Raw genomic sequence first — 18,378 nt, forward strand, 5'->3', positions numbered from 1 at the left:
ATTTTTTCTACCTATATTATCTCAAATTGAACGGAAAAAGTCTGTAAAATCAAAAAAAAGTTGTATAAAACAGCTATCATTTTATACAACTTTAATTATTTAACTTTTTCAGCAGCCTCGAAATAATCTGACTTGTTTTTTATCGTGAGGCAAAAGGGATAAACGGCACAGGTTTTGACATTGACTCACTCAAGCTTTTTTGCATCCAAACGATGTCATGCCATTGATCATGTTTATACGCAAATTGCTCAAACTTAGCCACTAAGTGATAACCCATCCCCTCATGAAATTTTAAACTGCTCTGATTATCTCCTGTAATACAGGCGACTACCTGAGATACATTTTGCTTGATTAGAGCTTCTTCCAAATGTTCATACAACAATCGACCGATCCCTTGTCCTTTAACGGTTGAATCAAGATAAATCGTCAGTTCTGCTGCCCAGGCATAGCCAGGTCGATTGTTATACGCGTGAGCGTAAGCATAACCAACAATCTTACCATAACGATCTTCTGCTACCAAAAAAGGATACTCCGCCAAGGTTGACGTGATGCGTTCTTGAAATTCTTTAAGAGAGGGCACTCCATATTCGAAGGTAAAGGTTGAATCAGTGACATACGGACGGTAAATCTTGAGTAAATCAGCGCCATCTTGCTGGCATGCTATTCTAATGGTGGTCATTCTTTCGCCTACCTTCTTCTTTAATTTAGAAAATCATACCAAACCTCCAAGTGAATTTCAATCTTATTGTATTAACTACTTGTTAAAAAAGAACTAACAGACCTCTCCTCTCGTCATACCAATGGATGACTGCTTTTGAACTGATCTACCGTTGGTTATTTAAGATTGATAACACCCCATATATTGCTTTTTTATTAATCTTTAAGATATCATTTTGTTATTTTACTGTTACATGATAAAATACCTTTAGACTTTTATTATGGGGGATACTAATAAATGAAAAAACAGCGAAAACGAACGTCAAGTAACTCGACGAGAATTGATCGTCATCACAAAAGGAAACGAAATTATAAACCACTATTGATTATCGTGGCCTTGCTACTCTTAGGCGCCGCAGCCTATGGAACAAAGATTTTCGTTGATGCTAAATCTGCTGTCGATAATTCTTTTAAGGAATTAAAACAAACTAAAAATACGATTACCAAAGACGGCAAAGAAATTTCTGTTGAACCGATTGATGGTGTTATTTCACTCTTAGTGATGGGACTAGATGATGATTCAATTCGGCAGTTAGGCAGCGCACGAACAGATGCCTTACTTTATCTAACAATAGATACAACAAAACATGATATTAATATGGTAAGTATTCCTAGAGATACCTATACTGATATTTTTTCAGATGACTTTTATGGTAAAGATAAAATAAATGCCGCTTATACCTATGGTCAGGAAGAGGCATCCATCGATGCTGTAGAAAACCTGTTAAATGTGCCGATTAACCATTATATTTCCTTTAATTTTCAATCCTTTTTAGGTATTGTTGATGCCTTAGGAGGCATTGATGTGGATGTGCCAATTAGTTTTACTGACACGAACACTCAAGGGAATGGCGAAGTTACCCTAACCGAAGGTAGACAACATTTAAACGGTGAGCAAGCTTTAGCTTTAGCACGAACTCGTCATTCAGATAATGATATCAAACGAGGTGAACGACAACAGTTGGTGATTAAAGCCATTGCTGATAAAGCAACTAGTGTTGGTTCATTAAGCAAATACTCGGAAATAATTAAAGCGGTTGGCAGTAATATGCAAACCAATTTAACTTTTGATGAAATGTTAGCCTTGGCTCAATCAGGAGTGAAAGATTCCTATGACTTTAATTCTTATCTTTTTGATTGGCAGTCATTTGATTTAGATGGAGCAAGTATGGTCGAACTATTCCCTGATAGTGTGGAATACATCAGTCACCGATTCAGAGTCAGCTTAGGATTGGATACTGAGGATGACAGAGATGCAGCAGACTATCAATTCCAAACAAATGGCCTTGGTTATTATCAAGGAAACTAAAAAAAGTGAGGCAAATCCCTAAAGGAATTGCCTCACTTTTTTATTAGCTATCTTTAAACGTTTTCTATTCCTAAACCGGCCGCAATTCTGGCCCCATATTCTGGATCAGCTTTTACGAAATGAGCAATTTGACGTCTTTTAATCGCCTCATCAGCAACTGGCATCATATGGCCAACGATATTAGCCACCAAACGAGTTTTTTCGTCTTCTGGCAACAAGCGATACAAATCTCCGGCTTGGGTGTAATGATCATCGTCATCATAGGCCACAGAATCTGCCATCCCTGAGATCGCGAAGCTTGCCTGTTTATTGGCTGGCGTCTCAGTTGGCCCACCTAAGCTGTTTGGCTCATAATACACTGAACTGCCACCATTGCTGTCTGAGCGCATTGCTCCGTCACGGTGATAATTATTGGCTTCGTTCTTAGGGCGATTAATTGGTAACAAATGACTATTGGCCCCTACACGATGTCGATGAGCATCACCGTAAGCAAAGAGACGACCTTGCAACAACTTATCAGGAGAAAAATCAATTCCTGGCACAATATTACCTGGGGTGAAGGTCACTTGTTCCACTTCGGCAAAATAATTATTCGGGTTGCGGTCAAGTACCATTCTTCCCACTTCTATTAGAGGATAGTCCTTCTGAGACCAAACTTTAGTGACATCAAAAGGATTAAAACGGTAGTTAGCAGCATCTTCCAAGGGCATGATTTGAACCTTCAACGTCCATGCAGGATAATCTCCAGCCTCAATCGAATTAAACAAGTCTTCTGTATGGTGATCAGGATTGCTGCCGTCGATCGTTTGCGCAACTTCAGAAGTCAAATTTTGAATCCCTTGCTCAGTTTTAAAATGATATTTAACCCAAACACTCTCGCCTTCAGCATTGGTCCATTTAAATGTGTGACTGCCAAAGCCATGCATATGACGTAAGGTAGCAGGAATGCCACGATCTGACATAAGAATCGTCACTTGGTGAAGCGACTCAGGTGATAATGACCAGAAATCCCAAATAGCATTGTGATTTTTCAAATGGGTTTGGGGGTCACGCTTTTGAGTGTGAATAAAATCAGGAAATTTAATCGCATCTCGAATGAAAAAAATCGGGGTATTGTTTCCGACTAAATCGTAATTGCCTTCTTCTGTATAAAACTTCACAGCGAAGCCCCGTGGGTCTCTCAATGTATCTGATGACCCACTTTCACCTGCTACTGTTGAAAATCGTGCAAACAGATCCGTTCTTTTGCCAACTTCCCCTAGAAAATCAGCTTTTGTGTAGCGTGCCAAATCGTTCGTGACTTCAAAATAGCCATGGGCCCCTGCCCCTTTGGCATGAACAACCCGTTCTGGCACACGCTCGCGATTAAAATGAGCCAACTTTTCAAGCAATGCAACGTCTTGAATCAGCACTGGGCCTCCGCTACCAGCTGTCATGGAGTTTTGATTATCACCAATCGGCGCCCCTGCATCTGTTGTCAGGTTGTTTTTGCTATTATCTAAATTCTTTGTCAAAAGAGATCACCTCGTTGATTATTCTATTTTATTTAAATTGTTAAATAATAATAGTTATAAATAGAATATCTAATGGGCGTTTTAAAATCAATCTATATGCCTACTGATTATTCGCCAAGAGGCACTTGATACTCGGCAGACTTATTTTGGTGCAGGACAGTCATTACTTTACGAGCAAGCGGTTGGGCTATTAACAATTCAATCATTAAAACAATGGCAAAATTTCGGGGCCAGGCAGCTAAAAATCGCAATAAGAAACCTTGCTCAATCAGAAAACCATGACCGATAAAATCACCAATGATGGTCATGCTAAAGGACATTCCCACAACCGTAAACAACACGGTAAATAAAATAACCGCATTAAAGCTATCGTCTTTTTCAGTAAATTTTCTAACCAACTTTTCCACTGGTTGATGCATCACAAAAGTTTCCAATAATAAGGCAATCAAAAAGAAGAGAGGAAAGGCCTTTAAAATCATGACAACCAATGTCATATTGACTTGTTTTACTTGCAAATAAATATTGAAAGAGGCCATTAAAAAGGCCGTAATGCCACAAATCACCACCCCGTATAACAAGCCTTCTTTACTAGTTTGAGGTAAACGTCTTTCTTGTTTCATTCATCAATCTCCGTTCTTTTTCTTCAGCAAATACAAAAAAACGCAGAAAGCATCCTCTTCAGATGGTTCCTACGTCAACATGTAATCTTCACTGTTTTGCAAGTATAACAAATAAAACAATCAGCGTCCAGATGAAAGTTTACTCATATGTTTTAGAGAAGGTTTGCAAAAATAAAGTAACTTTTTAGCAGATTTTGTGGTAAAATAATGAGAATACAATTAGAATGAGGTGCATGACGTATCAGTAAAACAATAGTTCCCCATAATTACCAATCAATTTTAAACGTGTATGACACGCAAACCGCTATCGGCTTTATTAAAAGATGTTTTGAAGAAGCCATGACAGGTAGCTTAAAACTCAAACGAGTTTCTGCTCCTCTATTCGTTAATCAACAATCTGGGTTAAACGACAATTTAAGTGGCGTTGAGCGGCCTGTCCAATTCGATGTCCCATCACTAGATGATAATGGCGAAGTCGTTCATTCATTGGCCAAATGGAAGCGAGTAGCTTTAAAGCAGTATGATTTCCACCCTGGCAATGGCTTATATGCGGACATGAATGCGATCCGCCGCGACGAAGTCTTAGATAATTTACATTCGATTTATGTCGATCAATGGGATTGGGAGCGAGTGATCACTAAAGAGCAACGGACGATTCCCTATCTTAAACAAGTCGTCCAAGGCCTGGTCAACGCTATGGCTGAAACCGCCAGTCGCTTACGCACAAAGTATCCCAGTGTTGATGTTACCATCGACACCACTGTTTCTTTTATCACCAGTCAAGAATTAGCTGACCTCTTTCCTGATTTAGATTCAAAAGAACGGGAACACGCCTATGTCAAAGAGCACCCCACTACCTTTATTTTACAAATTGGCGATCTTTTAAAAAATGGCGAGCCTCATGATAATCGCGCACCTGACTATGACGACTGGTCACTTAATGGTGATCTCCTATTTTGGCATGAACCATTGGCTTGCGCCATGGAGCTTTCCAGTATGGGCATCCGTGTTGACGATAAGGCATTACTCGAACAACTTGAAAAAGCTAATGCTGGTGATCGAATGGCCTTTGATTTCCATCAACAAGTGGCTAACAATGAATTGCCGTTAACCATTGGTGGCGGTATTGGCCAAAGCCGGATGTGCATGCTATTACTCGGGAAAGCACATATTGGCGAAGTTCAAGTGTCTTTATGGGATCAAGAAACCATCGACGCCTGCCAAGATAAAATTTTCTTACTTTAAAAAATTGTAAAAAACGTCTTATTCCCAAGTGGAATTAAGACGTTTTTCTCTTGCGATATCGGGAAAAACTTTCATTTCTAAGGCCTTCGATGATTAAAAAAGCTCGCCCTTTAAGACTTCCACTCCAAAATCAACCCCTTCACTAATATACATTTTAACCTCTTTTAATTGTTCTTGATTAATCTCACCGGCTATCGCCAAAAAAGTATAAAACTTCTTCAGCGAAGCACCTAATTTTTTGACACTGCTTTGACTGGACCACATGGCCTTTCTGACAAACCAATCGCTGATAAAATCCATTACATCTATTAAATTCGTGACTGGTGTGTGAATGTTATAATACAGTAAGTAATCGTTGAGAAATAAGCTCACATTTTCCAAATGAGTTTGGCAAACTTTAGCACTTAGACCTTCCCCATTTTTCAAATAATCTTCAAATGACTCTAACACAAGACGATTATTGTCAATGACGTCATCAGATACCGCTTCGTAATCGTCAAACCACCCTTTGTTAGCATGTTGTCGCCAAATCGAAAAATCCTGCCATAACTTGTTGACTTGATACTCTGTTTTGTCTGGGATCACTAAGTCCTCGGGGAGTACTTGGTTAATTTCTAATGATTGTTCAAAAACAGAGGCCAATTCCTTGATACTATTGCCTTCTTTTAAACTTACAAATAGGACATTTGCCAGTTCTGCATTTGCTCTTGGCTGCAACAATGAATCCAAGTTTATGTCTAAATGAGCAGCGTAGTGGATATACTCATTGGTAATGCCTGTTACTCTTCTATTATGCCCAGCATTTACCTCGATCTCGCCAGCTAATTCGAAATAACGATCCAGTTGATCCTCCGAAATGCCACTAAATTTAAAGACCTGTCTAATACCTTTCTCGATATACTTCCCTAAATTTTGTTTATTGGCTGCATTGATATTTGCCAAGATGACCGGAGAGTAGGTCAGATCATTTACTAAAATAATAATTTTTTTGTGATTAATTGTATAGTAATTGGCGTGCCAAGAAAACAAGGGATTTTTTGGGGCAAAAGCTTTGGCAACGTTAGCGTCTTTTACCTTGACCAGCTTATTAAACAGTGGTTGCGACTTTTTAGTTGGGTTAATAATCATTTTATTCCTCCACATTAGTTATTTCTTTATCTATTGTATCATCGATCAGAGCTCAGGTAAAAAAATTTCCTCAATGTATGAAAAAATTGAATGTTCATCACATAAAAATTTCGGTATTATAAAATTACAGACTGAAATGTCCATAAAAATACGTCATTTTGTTAACTTAAGAAAAGGTAGGTGGATCCTTTATGGAAAAAGAACTAACAGACGCTATTTACAATAAAGTATACGAATATCGCGTTTTAAAGAGAATGTCACAAAAAGAATTAGCAGATGCCGTTGGTGTTAGCCGGCAAACAATCTTTCTTTTAGAAAAAAAAACTCAGGCCCCCTCACTATTAATGGCCTTTCGTTTAGCATCCTATTTTAACGTTGAGGTTAATGATATCTTTCACTACGAAAAAAAACACAACTGACAGGTTGTTAAGCTAGCCTAGCCACAATCTAACCTCAAACAAACAGAAAAAGGTCTGGCCTTCTTCTGTTTGTTTACGTAGTCCTTTTTGGAAATCTTTGTCACAAAGCAAGAACTCGCTTGCTTGATGACAGAGATTTCTAAATGAGGGCAGATCGAGCTGATGTTTTCGTTAAGGCCGGTGATATTTTTTTTAGTAAACTATTCCAATCATCGGCTGTCGGAATGGTTTGAAACAAGAGATACTCGCTTTTTAAGACATAGTCATTAATATATTCCGAGTAGTTCGTCACAATTATGTCCACGCCAATCGTCTCGAGAATGTCTTCATTTAACGAAATAGAATCTAAAAAATACAATTGATGAGATCCCGCCAACAATTGATGGGCAAAGGCCTTTGTTTGCAAACATACAAAGTGATTGCCTTCCAGTAAAAAAGCAATTTTCAAAGATGAAGAATAATAGCTACTTTCAATCGCCGACATCAACAACGTCAAGTTGACGGCAACATCTCTGACAATCCTTTCTGTTAAGAACTGTTGAGCTAAAGGATGACGTTCTAAGAAGGAAAGGTTTTGCGCAAAGTTACTTGCGTCAGGTCCTTCATCGAATAAAGTACCTCCACATAAGTTCTTAACATGGACTTCCGTCAATTGAATTTCCAAATAGCAGCAGGTAAAAAAAGAATGGATTAGCGCCTCCACGCCGTTGCGAGTGATTTCGGGATGCAGTTGAAGATAGGCCTGGGCCAGTTGATTGACCCGATCATTTGCATAGCGTTTAACAAACTCCCCTTCACTTTTAAGTGAATCGATATTGCGATTTGTAATCAGAAACAATTTAATGTACAATAATTCCTCATCTGATAAAGCTTCGCCGGTTTTCCTCAAAATGATCCCCTTTAACTTCTGCAGATCAAAATTTTCATGATACTTCAACAGTTCCCTTTTCAGTTTTTGAGGTAGTTTAATATGATGTCCCCCTTGAGATCGTTCCAAACTAATGAGTAAGATGTAACAAAACATTGAAAATTGAATGGCTAGATGGGTTTCCAAGTGGTAGGCTTTAGAGAACTCCAAGACGATCTCTTGTATCATAATATTGGGTGTGACAGTGTGTGGCGTTGCGTCTGCTTCATAAAAAAATGAAAGAAAAAACTTGCGGATATTTTGCTCTTTGCCTTTAAACGTAATCGGCGAATACTCGATCTCAAATTGATAGTCCGCCACAATTTTATCCAACTTCTTCAAGTTTCGTAAAATAGTGCTTTCTGATTTATGCAAACGATCGGACCACTCGCCAATCGATAATAATTCGTTGTTAAAAATGGCGGTAATAATCACAAAAAGTGGTTCCAAATCTAACAGCTCTTTTTTCTTACGGATGTATTCCTCAGAATCAATTTCGAAAAAGCTGTACCCCATATTAGTCACATCTATGCGAATCGCTTTGCCAAAATACGTTCTGATATTAGCAATATCACTGATGATTGTTCTGGTCGTTGATGAGACCGATTTGGCTAAATCTTTAGTTGAGACTGTCCGTTCTCTTTCCAATTCGATCAGCAGTTGAAACCAACGTTTATTTACTTTATCTGTTAATAATTGTCGATGAAAATACTGCATAAGTTTCCCCCTATTCTAAAAATTAAATAGTATAGCCAGCTAATGAAAGCAGATTAAACTGATAGCGCCGTATAGTAAGAGCAATGCTTTCGGTAGCGTTACCAGCATTGACAGGCTGTAAACGATGGCCAGTTCATGCTGATTAATCACTAATAGTTTAAAGATCAGCAGTAGACACAGGACTCCAAAAACGTAGCAAATGCGAGAAATAACTTTAGCAAACCTCTCATGACCGACGCTGGCTGTTGTAACAGCTTTGCCTTCAATTAGATAAATCAAACTCCCAGCCTTAAACATGCGGCCAATCCAAACCAAACTCACACTGAGTAGGCTTAACAAACTAATTGGTATAACCATCACTTTTCCTCCTCTTCCTTAGCCCCCTCCTGATACCTTTACCATATCATCCGATATTTCTTTTTTCAAAGATAAGGCACCCTTTAAGAACCACAACATTTTCCTAGCAATACGCAATAATTGGGGAAGGCCCATTATCTGCTGAAGGTGCCACCCTTGAAGAATGTCAGTTAACGTGACACACTTCAAGGGCTTCCCTACTAAATCGCCTGTTAAGCGATAAAGCGTCTTCCCATCCGCTGCAAGATATACTTTTCTAATTCCACAACAACTAAAATATAGCTGGATAAGCCTGAGACAATCGTCCAGTGAACTAATCCCAAAGGAACCAACCCTAACACCGCTGCCAGACCTGGCACTAAGGCCACCGTCACTGTCAATAATAGGGAAAAGACTGCTGTCCAAAAAATCATGGTATTTTCCCTTAAACCGGCTTTAATCAATGGTTTGTTGCTGCGGGCCACAAAGATATGAACGGTTGAGGAAATTGATAAGACAAGAAAGGTCATGGTCTGCCCCACCGCTAAACTTGGTGCTATCGTTCCTAGGTCAACGAAACTCCCCAGATAAAAAGCCGCCAGTGAGGTGACAGTGAACGTTGTGGCCGCTGTCACAATGCGGCGATAACCTCCTCTTGAAAACAAGCTTTCATCCATGCCAACTGGTGGCTCAAGCATGATGCCAGATTCGGCTTTTTCACGACTTAGACCAAACCCTGGAATCCCATCTGCTAATACGTTGATAAACAATAACTGAAGGCCATTTAAAGGCATTCCCCAACCAACGACAGCCGCTAAAAGCATAATAATTATTTCAGCCACATTAGCAGATAAGAGATAATAAATCGTTTTTTTGATATTGCCATAGACGCGGCGCCCTTCAGAAATGGCTTTTACGATGGTTTCAAAGTTGTCATCGGCCAAAACAATATCAGAGGCACTTTTGGCTACTTCGGTTCCGGCTATTCCCATAGCCGTCCCTACATCAGCCGCTTTTAGGGAAGGGGCATCATTCACCCCATCGCCAGTCATCGCCACTACTTGGCCTTTTTGCTGCCATGCCTTGACGATTCTAATTTTATTCTCAGGTGATACTCTAGCATAGACGGAGATTTGATCAATTTTTTCTTCTAGTTCCGAGTCAATGATTTTTTCTAACTCAATCCCAGTCATCACGAGGTCACCACTACGATAAATGTCTAGTTCCTTCGCAATAGCCGTAGCCGTCAACAAATGATCGCCTGTGATCATAATCGGCTTAATTCCCGCTTTTCGTGCTTCAGCAACCGCTCGGGCGCTTTCTAGACGTGGGGGATCAATGATGCCGATCATGCCGTAAAAGGTCTGTCCTACTTCCAATTCCGGTTCATTTCCTTCAGTTGGTAAGTGATCGATTACCTTATATGACAAAGCTAAAACCCTGAGAGCATCTTTGGCAAATTGATCGTGAATACTAGCAGCATCGGCTTGCTTAAAAGCGGCTTCGTTATGAAGATTGTCTGTCAGGCGATCGAAGGCGCCTTTTGTCAAGACAAGATAGCCCTGATCCAACTGGTGGACTGTGGTCATTTTTTTCCTAGATGAATCAAATGGCAGCTCCAACACCCGCTTAAATTTGGTTTCCAGTTCTCCTTTAGTCCCAGCCAATTTCCCCAGGAGCTGGATGATGGCAGACTCCGTCGGATCGCCGTGAACCACCCACTGGTCTTCCTCGTTCAATTCAGCTGTGGCATTGGAAGCTAACGCCATGTAGTCAACTAGTTGACGGTCAGCCCTGCTCCAGTTAGTCTTATCATCCACTGTTTTAACCTCTTCATGCAAAACCCATAGACGCTTAACCACCATTTTATTTTGGGTTAATGTGCCGGTCTTATCAGAGGCGATTACCGAGGCACTGCCTAGGGTTTCAACAGCGGGAATATTGCGAATAATCGCTTGCTTACGGGCCATATTTTCCATCCCATAAATCAGACTAAGGGTCACGATAACTGGCAGTGTTTCGGGAACCGCGGCAACGCCCAAAATAACAGCTGTCATCAGATTTTCGACTAAAGGTACGGAAGATGTCAAGGTATTAATAATAAAAATTAAGGCTCCTGCTAAAAAAGCTAAAATTGCCAATCGCTTAGCCAAACGATCAATCCGTTTTTGTAGCGGGGTCTTATCTTTCTTTTGACAGACTAGCAAGCTGGCAATTTGCCCCATTTGGCTTTCAGCCCCTACAGCCACGACGATCCCTAAACCATTGCCATTTAACACATTGGTACCTGAAAAAGCCATATTCAGCTGATCGCCAAGAGGCATCTCTTTTGCAAATTCTAGGGATGGATCTTTTTCAATAGGAATACTTTCACCACTTAAAGAGGACTCATCAATTTGTAAAGAGTTAGCTTGTATTAACCGAATATCAGCCCCAATTTGATCACCGACATTTAAATAAATGATATCACCGACAACTAGTTCTTCCGATTGAATCGTCTCTTTTTTCCCATCTCGAAGAACCACCGAATTAGGTGCGGATAATTTTTTCAAGGCTGATAAGGCATTGTCTGCCTTCCCTTCTTGAAAAATTGAGACTGAAATATTAATAATTACAATGGATAAAATAACAATTGATTTAACATAGCCTTCATCTGGTGTTTGCAGTGCTAAAATAAAAGAAAAAACTGCGGTGCCAATTAAAATCAGATTCATAACTTCAACTAAATGGTGACAAACCTTTTGAAACAAGGTTTCTTTGGTTGTTTCCTCAAAGATATTTTCCCCATACTGTTCGCGATTTTTAACTATTTGAGACGTGGTTAACCCATTGTCAGGGTTAACCTTAACCGTTCTTGCGATAATTTCGATACTGTCTTGCTTAACCTTCATCCTATTCCTCCATACCTATTTTAAAATGCAGTTGCATTCGTTATTGACCAACTTACTTGAGAATAGCAAGAGGTTGCGTAAATAAAAAGTCATCTTTTTCAGACAGTGGTGAAATTTCAAAAGGAAGTCGATGATCACACACAAAAACAACCAGCTGGGCATCTTCCCACAACTGGTTGACTTGAGTCTCTTACTTTTTTCTGCCGGTGGCCATAATATGGCCGGACACTCCCATTAACTCTGGGATTAATTCCGTTGCTTTTACGTAGTTCAACAACCGTTCTTTTCGATCAGCTTCTCGATAATTGTTCTGATAAAAATCGGCTATTTCACGATAGTCTTGATTGATGACAATCTGTCTTGTAAGAACCAACATGACTAAGACCGCTGCAAATTAAATTACTTATCGGCATAAACAACCAGGGTAAGACATGGTCTCACCCTGGTTTAATTTCACATTAGTTGGTCTGTCAGAAAAGACCAAACAACCTGATGGCAAATTGCCGATTTTTTAGGAGGATCTCATCCCATTTTTAATATCAGGAAGGTCAGTTAACATGATCTGTTGCTGCTCCTGTCCTTCTGTTTCAAAAATGACAATTTCATTGAGCCCTTTTCGCAGCTTCGGCCCTGGAATATAAAGTTTGGTTTGAGGTCCTACTTGCCAATAGCGTCCAAGATTAAAACCATTGACCACAACCACCCCTTTGCCCCACTGAGACATGTCGATAAAGGTATCACCAATATCAATTAATTCAAATTCGAATTGACTAAAGGTAGGCGTCTTGCCAACCACTTCCAATTCGTAATCAAGTTGAGCCAATTTGCTAAAATCGAGGGCATAGCTACACCAATTTGTCTGGAAAGCCCCGTTAAGGATCACGCCACCCACGATTCCTTTGCGCTGACTGTTCATGGTGACAGAATAATTAACTCGTCCCATATTCTCAACTAAAATTTGCAACTGATTCTTTTCGTTGACTAACTCAAATTCAACCGAATCAGCCATATCTGTGTCGTATTTAGTCAGAATTGGTTGGTCATTGACATAAACTGACGCTCGGTCAGCCGTTTCAATTAAACGAAAATCTTCAATTTTTCGTTTACCACCAACCTCACTCGTATAATAAACATAACCGAAGGGTTGATCCATGGCTTCCATATTTAGTGGATACGTGCCTTGGTGAGCTGTGCCGATTTTTGCTAGGTTTGTTGTCAATCCCGTACGGGCTGTTAATTCAATCGTTTTTGGCCCCAGCCGCTTGATGTCAGGAATCTCTTCAATTTCAAATGAGCGATATTTCTGAATAACCTGTTGAAACGCTAAGTATTTCTCCGTCACTTCTCCATATTCATTAAGAGGAGCATCATAATCGTATGAGGTGGTATCAGGCAATAATTTGCCATAATAATTGGCGCCATTGCTAAAACCAAAATTAGTACCACCATGAAACATATAGATATTGACATGGCCTTCACTGAGAATATCATCTAATTCTTGCGCACAGGTCGCCACGTCTGTAGTGTGGTGGGCTTGATCCTGCCAAGCATCAAACCAACCTATCCAAAACTCCATTACCATCAAAGGAGCTGTCTTACCATGGAATTCTTTTAATTTTTTAAAATGAGTTTTGACATCGGACCCACAATTAATCGTTGGCAAGGCTTGCTCCGGGAGACTGCCGTTTGCCAACATGTCGTGCCAAGGGCCATCAGAGGTCACTAAAGGAACGTCTATGCCATTTACTTTCAACAAATCAACGACTGCTAGTAAGTAATCTTTATCATTGGCGTATCCACCATATTCATTTTCAACTTGAACCATGATGATCGGTCCACCACTGGTAATTTGTAAATCTTTGACTTCCGCAAAAAAACGCTGATAGTAGTTTTTAACCTTGTCTAAATAAGGTTGATAATTACTTCTGACCCGCATCTGAGGATCGTTTAGTAGCCAAGAGGGTTGACCGCCAAATTCCCACTCGGCGCAAATATAGGGTGATGGCCGCAAGATCACTTTAAGATCTAATTGCTGGGCCAACAAAATAAATTGCCGAATATTAAGCCCACCACTAAAATCAAACTGCCCTTCATGTGGCTCATGAAAATTCCATGGGACATAAGTTTCAACTGTATTACAGCCCATATTTCTTAGCATTTTTAACCGATGTTCCCAGTACTCTGGCACTACTCTAAAATAGTGAATTGCGCCTGAAATCACCTTAAAAGGCTGGCCATCTAAATAGAAATCTTCTCTAATTTCAAACATCTGCGACATGTTATCCTCCAATTCTAATCATCAATTATTTGTTAAACTTAAGGATCGCTAGATCACTGGCGTTAATTTCAACCGTTGAACTTCTGACCTCAGCTGAAAGTAGGTCAAGAGCTTCTTCTTTTAACTGAATCTCAATTTTGTCCTGACTATAATTCAGCACAAACCCATAAATGGCTGTTGCCGATTCACGATAAGTTATGGAAACGGCTGGATCTTCTGTCTGTAGAAAGTCATAGATTGGTTCGTAAGCCATTTCCGCTAGCAACTGAGAAATAACTTCGCGATACCCACTCGAGTCTAACTGCGTCGAAAGATAATACGCCTGACCTTGACCGTATTTATTGCAGGTAATCGCCGGCATGCCTACTAAGTCAGTACTTTCATATTTAGCTAAAGCAGTCGCTCCACGCAAATGTACCACTTCTTCCCAAATCATCGTTGGATATTGTTTCCCGCCATAGGAGATCCGTCCGGTTTCCGTGGGGTATAAAGGAGAAAATTCCTCCACCTCAATACCTAGCAGCTCTTTAAAGGCACCTGGATAGCCTCCTAAATAGACACTGTCATTTTCATTCACAATCCCACTAAAAAAATTAACTAAAAGAGTGCCGCCCGCTTCAACATACTGAGCCAGTTTTTGACTATTTTCAAGAGAAACCAAATAGAGATTTTGGACGATAACTAAACGGTAAGCTGACAAATCTTCCGTAGGGTGAACAAAGTCCACACTGATATGAGCTTCCCTGAGAGCTTGATAGATGCTCATCATCTGCCGAATATACCTGACTTCAGCTGACGGTTTGGCGTCAAGTTCTAAAGCCCACCAGTTCTCCCAATCAAAGACAATTGCCACGTTAGCCACAAAATCCGTTCCAACTAGTTCACTTAATTGAGCCAATTCATTGCCTAATTGAGCGACTTCCTGATAAATTCTTGTATCAGTTTTACCTGAATGAGTCACCATGGCGCTGTGAAACTTTTCTGCCCCACCTTGGGACTGGCGCCATTGGAAAAACATCAAACCGTCGGCGCCATGGGCGATGCTTTCATAGCTCCACAAACGCATTTGGCCAGGGACTTTTCGTTTGTTTATCTTGCGCCAATTTACCGCACTGGTGGCTTGTTCCATAATAAGAAAGGGTTGCTTCTTTAAGCTTCTCGTTAGGTCGCTGGCTAGAAACTGAGCGTAGGGCAGCGTTTCGCGGGGATTGGGATAGGTATTCCAACTGACAACATCCATCTCCTGAGCCCACTTAAAGCCGTCTACGTGTTCATGCAAGCCCATTAAGTTGGTCATGATGGGAATCCCTTGAGAATGTCTTAAGACCGCCTTTTTTTCGATTTGAAATAACTCCAAATTCATATCAGAGACAAAACGTTTATAGTCTAGTTCTTGACAAGGGTTTTTAAAAGTGGGCATGGCTTCTGGCAAAAAGATTTCTTGCCAGTCATTATAAGCTTGACTCCAAAAAGTAGTGGCCCACGCCTGATTTAACTGATCGATTTGGTGATATTTCTCTTCCAGCCAAGCTTGAAATCCCTGTCGGCACTGATCACAAAAGCACTGATGAACATGACAGGTGTACTCATTATTGATGTGCCACATGACCACTCCTGGATGGCTCCCATAGCGTTGAGCCACATTTTCAGTCAGCTCTTGAATTGCCTGACGATAAATTGGCGAAGTCGGACAATAATGTTGTCGTGACCCGTGGACGAGTCGCCTACCAAAACTGTCAATTGGCAAAACCTCTGGAGATTGCTTGACTAACCAAGCTGGTGGCGAAGCCGTTCCATTTGCCAAATCGATGGCAATGTCATTTTCATGAAGCAGGTCCAATAACCAATCCAGTTCAGTAAAATCATACACACCTGCCGCTGGTTGAATATTTTTCCAACCGAATATATTGACACTGACATAGGTGACCCCTGCTTGCTTCATCAAGTGCATATCTTCGATGATCGTCTGACGGTCCCATTGTTCAGGGTTATAATCGCCACCGTAATAAATTACTTCTTGCCTCATTCGCTTTCCTCCACTCGCTTAAAGTAATAACAGTCACTTCTAAAATCACCTGTTTTAGTCACCGAGGTGTAAAATCCGGCATGCATTAGCTCCGAACCACTAAAGGTTCCTAATTCAGGATGGGAATAATGAGCGGATTCGGACAAGCCTACCAATTTTAATAAACGAAAAGGCGCTGACGCTTGTTCCAGAATATGATAGTAAAAAACTAAACAGTCAGACTGATCAGGACTGACAAAGATCCAAGCACATTCGTTTCCTTCGAAGGGGCTCATCAATCGATAAAAATCACCGAATTGAATCAGCTGGCGATGTTCTTTATAAAAATTAATTTGCTCTCTGACCGTCACTTTCTCTGGGTCTGACATGGCATTTAAGTCCAATTCATAACCTAAAGTCCCTGACATGGCCACATTTCCCCGCATTTCCATGGAGGTTATGCGGTGAGTCTGATGATTTGGGACATCGGAGACATGAGCCCCCATCGTCACGATTGGATATAGCAAACTGGTCGCATACTGAATTTTTAGTCTGGCCACTGCATCTGTATTATCACTGGTCCAAGTCTGCGGCATATAGTACAACATCCCTAAGTCAAAACGACCGCCACCACCGGAACAACTTTCAAATAGCACGTTGGGAAATTCTTCCGTCAGTTTTTCTAAAAAGTCATAGAGTCCAAGCACATAACGATGATGAGTTTCCCTTTGGTTATTCGGCGAAAGATCAGCTGAATAAACTTCTGATAAATGCCGATTCATGTCCCATTTGACATAACGGATATCATTTTCAGATAAAATCTTTTGCATCTTCTGGTAGAGATGCACTCTAACATCTTGGCGCGAAAAATCCAACACAAACTGATCGCGGCTACGTGATTTTTCTCGTCCAGGCACTTGCAAGACCCATTCAGGATGGGACCTGAACAACTCGCTAGCTTCCGAAATCATTTCAGGCTCAAACCACAATCCAAAAGCCACCTGTCGCTCCTTGCCATAGGCGATCATCGACTCTAAGCCATTGGGTAATTTCTGATAATTGATATCCCAGTCACCTAATGACGTACGATCATCATTGCGTTTACCGAACCAACCGTCATCCAAAACAAAAAGCTCAATCCCTAAGTCAGCTGCTTGATCCATCAACTGCTTGACGACTCTTTCATTAAAATCAAAATAAGTGGCTTCCCAATTATTAACTAAAATCGGCCGTTCTTTTTCTTTGTACTGCCCTCGTAACAAACAGCCCTTTGTCATGGCATGGAAAATCTTAGACATGCCATTTAAGCCTTCTTTTGAATAAACCAAAATAGCTTCCGGCGATTGAAAGGCTGTTCCTGATTCCAGCTCCCAAGAAAATTGTTGCTCATTAAGACCCAGGTTTACCCGCAATGACTCGTATTGATCTGTTTCAAACGTCAGCTGAAAACTGCCACTATAAACCAAGGAGAACCCAAAAACATCACCTTGATGCTCAGTGGTTTCCTTAGGTAGTAATGCCGCAAACGGATTTTGTTGATGACTGCTTGAACCGCGACTTGAAGCGAAGACTCTCTTTCCAACACCCAAAGGTTCTCGTTTTAACTGGCGTTCATTGGCCCAAGCGCCTGGCAAAGAGATCACATCATAATTTGACTCTGGCATGTTCAGTTGAAGACTATCCAACTTTTCGATAATTAAGGATGTTGGGCTATTATTGATCAGTTTAGCAGAACGAACAAGTCCCCCTTCGGGAAAAATTGAATAATACAAATAGAGCGCTACTCCAGGAATTGCCTTATCTGTCATTTTAAGCTTTAAGGTCTTGGCCTGTTGAGAATAAAAATGAGGTAAACCCTCCAAAGAGTTTTTGCCGTTTACTACCTCATATCCGTCATAACGAAAATCGACCACAGTTGATCCATTGCCTTGCTTTAACCTAACTGCTGGCGTTCGAAAGTCTCCGCTGCCATAAGAACTATACTCTTGAGGTAATGTGTCTTTTGAATACAGCCGATCTGTCGCTCCATAAAAGTTTGGAGAAAAAGAGCGATCCTTTCGGGGATAATTGCGACCTGTTGCATACCCGTCAATCACCTGTCCCACATATTGCTGGGAAACCAGCCCAAATTCTTCTACTTTAATCACATAACTGATTGTCTCATTTTTAAGATGAAAGCTATTTCCTTGTTGATTGACTAAAATTTCTACCATTTAACTTGATCCTCCTTATCTTTATAGGTCCGGTGTCCACTATCGCTAAGTGCATAAAGCACTAAGCATAGGGGCCCTC

14 protein-coding genes are annotated in these 18,378 nt (G+C 40.6%); 3 read left to right on the top strand and 11 right to left on the bottom strand.

Going from position 1 to position 18,378, the window contains the following annotated elements; genetic code table 11:
- Positions 1 to 139: 139 nt before the first annotated feature.
- Positions 140 to 679 carry a GNAT family N-acetyltransferase gene (locus I6N95_RS25125; protein WP_209532663.1) on the bottom strand — a complete coding sequence of 180 codons (540 nt, stop codon included), beginning with the start codon at positions 677 to 679 and terminating at the stop codon, positions 140 to 142.
- A 276-nt stretch (positions 680 to 955) separates the two neighbouring features.
- Here I6N95_RS25125 and I6N95_RS25130 point away from each other — a divergent pair, with 276 nt between their 5' ends.
- Positions 956 to 2,026 (top strand): LCP family protein, encoded by a 1,071-nt coding sequence (locus tag I6N95_RS25130; RefSeq protein WP_209532665.1) that lies wholly within the window; start codon positions 956 to 958, stop codon positions 2,024 to 2,026.
- A gap of 53 nt (positions 2,027 to 2,079) precedes the next feature.
- On the opposite strand, the gene I6N95_RS25135 is transcribed toward I6N95_RS25130, so the two are convergent.
- Positions 2,080 to 3,540: a catalase gene (locus I6N95_RS25135; protein WP_209532667.1), complete on the bottom strand. Its 1,461-nt coding sequence runs from the start codon at positions 3,538 to 3,540 to the stop codon at positions 2,080 to 2,082.
- A gap of 107 nt (positions 3,541 to 3,647) precedes the next feature.
- On the bottom strand, positions 3,648 to 4,160 hold the full coding sequence (locus tag I6N95_RS25140) for a DUF2798 domain-containing protein (RefSeq protein ID WP_209532669.1): 513 nt from the start codon (positions 4,158 to 4,160) through the stop codon (positions 3,648 to 3,650).
- 240 nt (positions 4,161 to 4,400) lie between these two features.
- Between I6N95_RS25140 and asnA the strand changes: the two genes are divergently transcribed.
- Complete coding sequence (gene asnA, locus I6N95_RS25145; RefSeq protein WP_209532738.1) at positions 4,401 to 5,405, top strand: aspartate--ammonia ligase; 1,005 nt, start codon at positions 4,401 to 4,403, stop codon at positions 5,403 to 5,405.
- A 93-nt stretch (positions 5,406 to 5,498) separates the two neighbouring features.
- On the opposite strand, the gene I6N95_RS25150 is transcribed toward asnA, so the two are convergent.
- Positions 5,499 to 6,533 carry a DUF6933 domain-containing protein gene (locus I6N95_RS25150; protein ID WP_209532671.1) on the bottom strand — a complete coding sequence of 345 codons (1,035 nt, stop codon included), beginning with the start codon at positions 6,531 to 6,533 and terminating at the stop codon, positions 5,499 to 5,501.
- A gap of 191 nt (positions 6,534 to 6,724) precedes the next feature.
- On the opposite strand from I6N95_RS25150, the gene I6N95_RS25155 reads away from it, so the two are divergent.
- The gene (locus I6N95_RS25155) at positions 6,725 to 6,952 is read left to right on the top strand and encodes a helix-turn-helix transcriptional regulator (RefSeq protein WP_209532672.1); all 228 of its coding nucleotides are present in this window, start codon (positions 6,725 to 6,727) and stop codon (positions 6,950 to 6,952) included.
- Positions 6,953 to 7,091: 139 nt separating this feature from the next.
- Here the strand turns inward: I6N95_RS25155 and I6N95_RS25160 are convergent, their stop codons facing one another.
- The 7 genes from I6N95_RS25160 to I6N95_RS25190 form a co-directional block, all read right to left on the bottom strand.
- Positions 7,092 to 8,576: an AcpB/EbpR/MafR family transcriptional regulator gene (locus tag I6N95_RS25160; protein ID WP_209532675.1), complete on the bottom strand. Its 1,485-nt coding sequence runs from the start codon at positions 8,574 to 8,576 to the stop codon at positions 7,092 to 7,094.
- Between the two features lie 39 nt (positions 8,577 to 8,615).
- Entirely contained in the window at positions 8,616 to 8,933 is a 318-nt protein-coding gene (locus tag I6N95_RS25165; protein WP_209532677.1) for a hypothetical protein, read from the bottom strand.
- A 212-nt stretch (positions 8,934 to 9,145) separates the two neighbouring features.
- The gene (locus I6N95_RS25170; protein ID WP_209532679.1) at positions 9,146 to 11,803 is read right to left on the bottom strand and encodes a cation-translocating P-type ATPase; all 2,658 of its coding nucleotides are present in this window, start codon (positions 11,801 to 11,803) and stop codon (positions 9,146 to 9,148) included.
- Positions 11,804 to 11,993: 190 nt separating this feature from the next.
- Positions 11,994 to 12,179 (bottom strand): hypothetical protein, encoded by a 186-nt coding sequence (locus I6N95_RS25175; RefSeq protein WP_209532681.1) that lies wholly within the window; start codon positions 12,177 to 12,179, stop codon positions 11,994 to 11,996.
- A 135-nt stretch (positions 12,180 to 12,314) separates the two neighbouring features.
- Positions 12,315 to 14,081, bottom strand: coding sequence for a glycoside hydrolase family 35 protein (locus tag I6N95_RS25180; protein ID WP_209532683.1), 1,767 nt, complete (start codon positions 14,079 to 14,081; stop codon positions 12,315 to 12,317).
- A 25-nt stretch (positions 14,082 to 14,106) separates the two neighbouring features.
- Positions 14,107 to 16,107 carry a beta-galactosidase gene (locus I6N95_RS25185; protein ID WP_209532685.1) on the bottom strand — a complete coding sequence of 667 codons (2,001 nt, stop codon included), beginning with the start codon at positions 16,105 to 16,107 and terminating at the stop codon, positions 14,107 to 14,109.
- Complete coding sequence (locus I6N95_RS25190; protein ID WP_209532686.1) at positions 16,104 to 18,299, bottom strand: alpha-galactosidase; 2,196 nt, start codon at positions 18,297 to 18,299, stop codon at positions 16,104 to 16,106. The genes I6N95_RS25185 and I6N95_RS25190 overlap by 4 nt, the downstream gene beginning before the upstream one ends.
- Positions 18,300 to 18,378 lie beyond the last annotated feature (79 nt).

It is taken from the genome of Vagococcus allomyrinae, assembly GCF_017829975.1.
GTDB lineage: Bacteria > Bacillota > Bacilli > Lactobacillales > Vagococcaceae > Vagococcus_D > Vagococcus_D allomyrinae.

Excerpts from the sequence above, each read along its gene's own strand:
- I6N95_RS25185 (WP_209532685.1), bottom strand. The coding sequence starts at position 16,107 with ATGAGGCAAGAAGTAATTTATTACGGTGGCGATTATAACCCTGAACAA.
- I6N95_RS25150 (WP_209532671.1), bottom strand. The coding sequence starts at position 6,533 with ATGATTATTAACCCAACTAAAAAGTCGCAACCACTGTTTAATAAGCTG.
- I6N95_RS25130 (WP_209532665.1), top strand. The coding sequence starts at position 956 with ATGAAAAAACAGCGAAAACGAACGTCAAGTAACTCGACGAGAATTGAT.
- I6N95_RS25160 (WP_209532675.1), bottom strand. The coding sequence starts at position 8,576 with ATGCAGTATTTTCATCGACAATTATTAACAGATAAAGTAAATAAACGT.
- I6N95_RS25140 (WP_209532669.1), bottom strand. The coding sequence starts at position 4,160 with ATGAAACAAGAAAGACGTTTACCTCAAACTAGTAAAGAAGGCTTGTTA.
- I6N95_RS25170 (WP_209532679.1), bottom strand. The coding sequence starts at position 11,803 with ATGAAGGTTAAGCAAGACAGTATCGAAATTATCGCAAGAACGGTTAAG.
- I6N95_RS25165 (WP_209532677.1), bottom strand. The coding sequence starts at position 8,933 with ATGGTTATACCAATTAGTTTGTTAAGCCTACTCAGTGTGAGTTTGGTT.
- I6N95_RS25155 (WP_209532672.1), top strand. The coding sequence starts at position 6,725 with ATGGAAAAAGAACTAACAGACGCTATTTACAATAAAGTATACGAATAT.
- I6N95_RS25180 (WP_209532683.1), bottom strand. The coding sequence starts at position 14,081 with ATGTCGCAGATGTTTGAAATTAGAGAAGATTTCTATTTAGATGGCCAG.
- I6N95_RS25125 (WP_209532663.1), bottom strand. The coding sequence starts at position 679 with ATGACCACCATTAGAATAGCATGCCAGCAAGATGGCGCTGATTTACTC.
- I6N95_RS25190 (WP_209532686.1), bottom strand. The coding sequence starts at position 18,299 with ATGGTAGAAATTTTAGTCAATCAACAAGGAAATAGCTTTCATCTTAAA.
- I6N95_RS25175 (WP_209532681.1), bottom strand. The coding sequence starts at position 12,179 with ATGTTGGTTCTTACAAGACAGATTGTCATCAATCAAGACTATCGTGAA.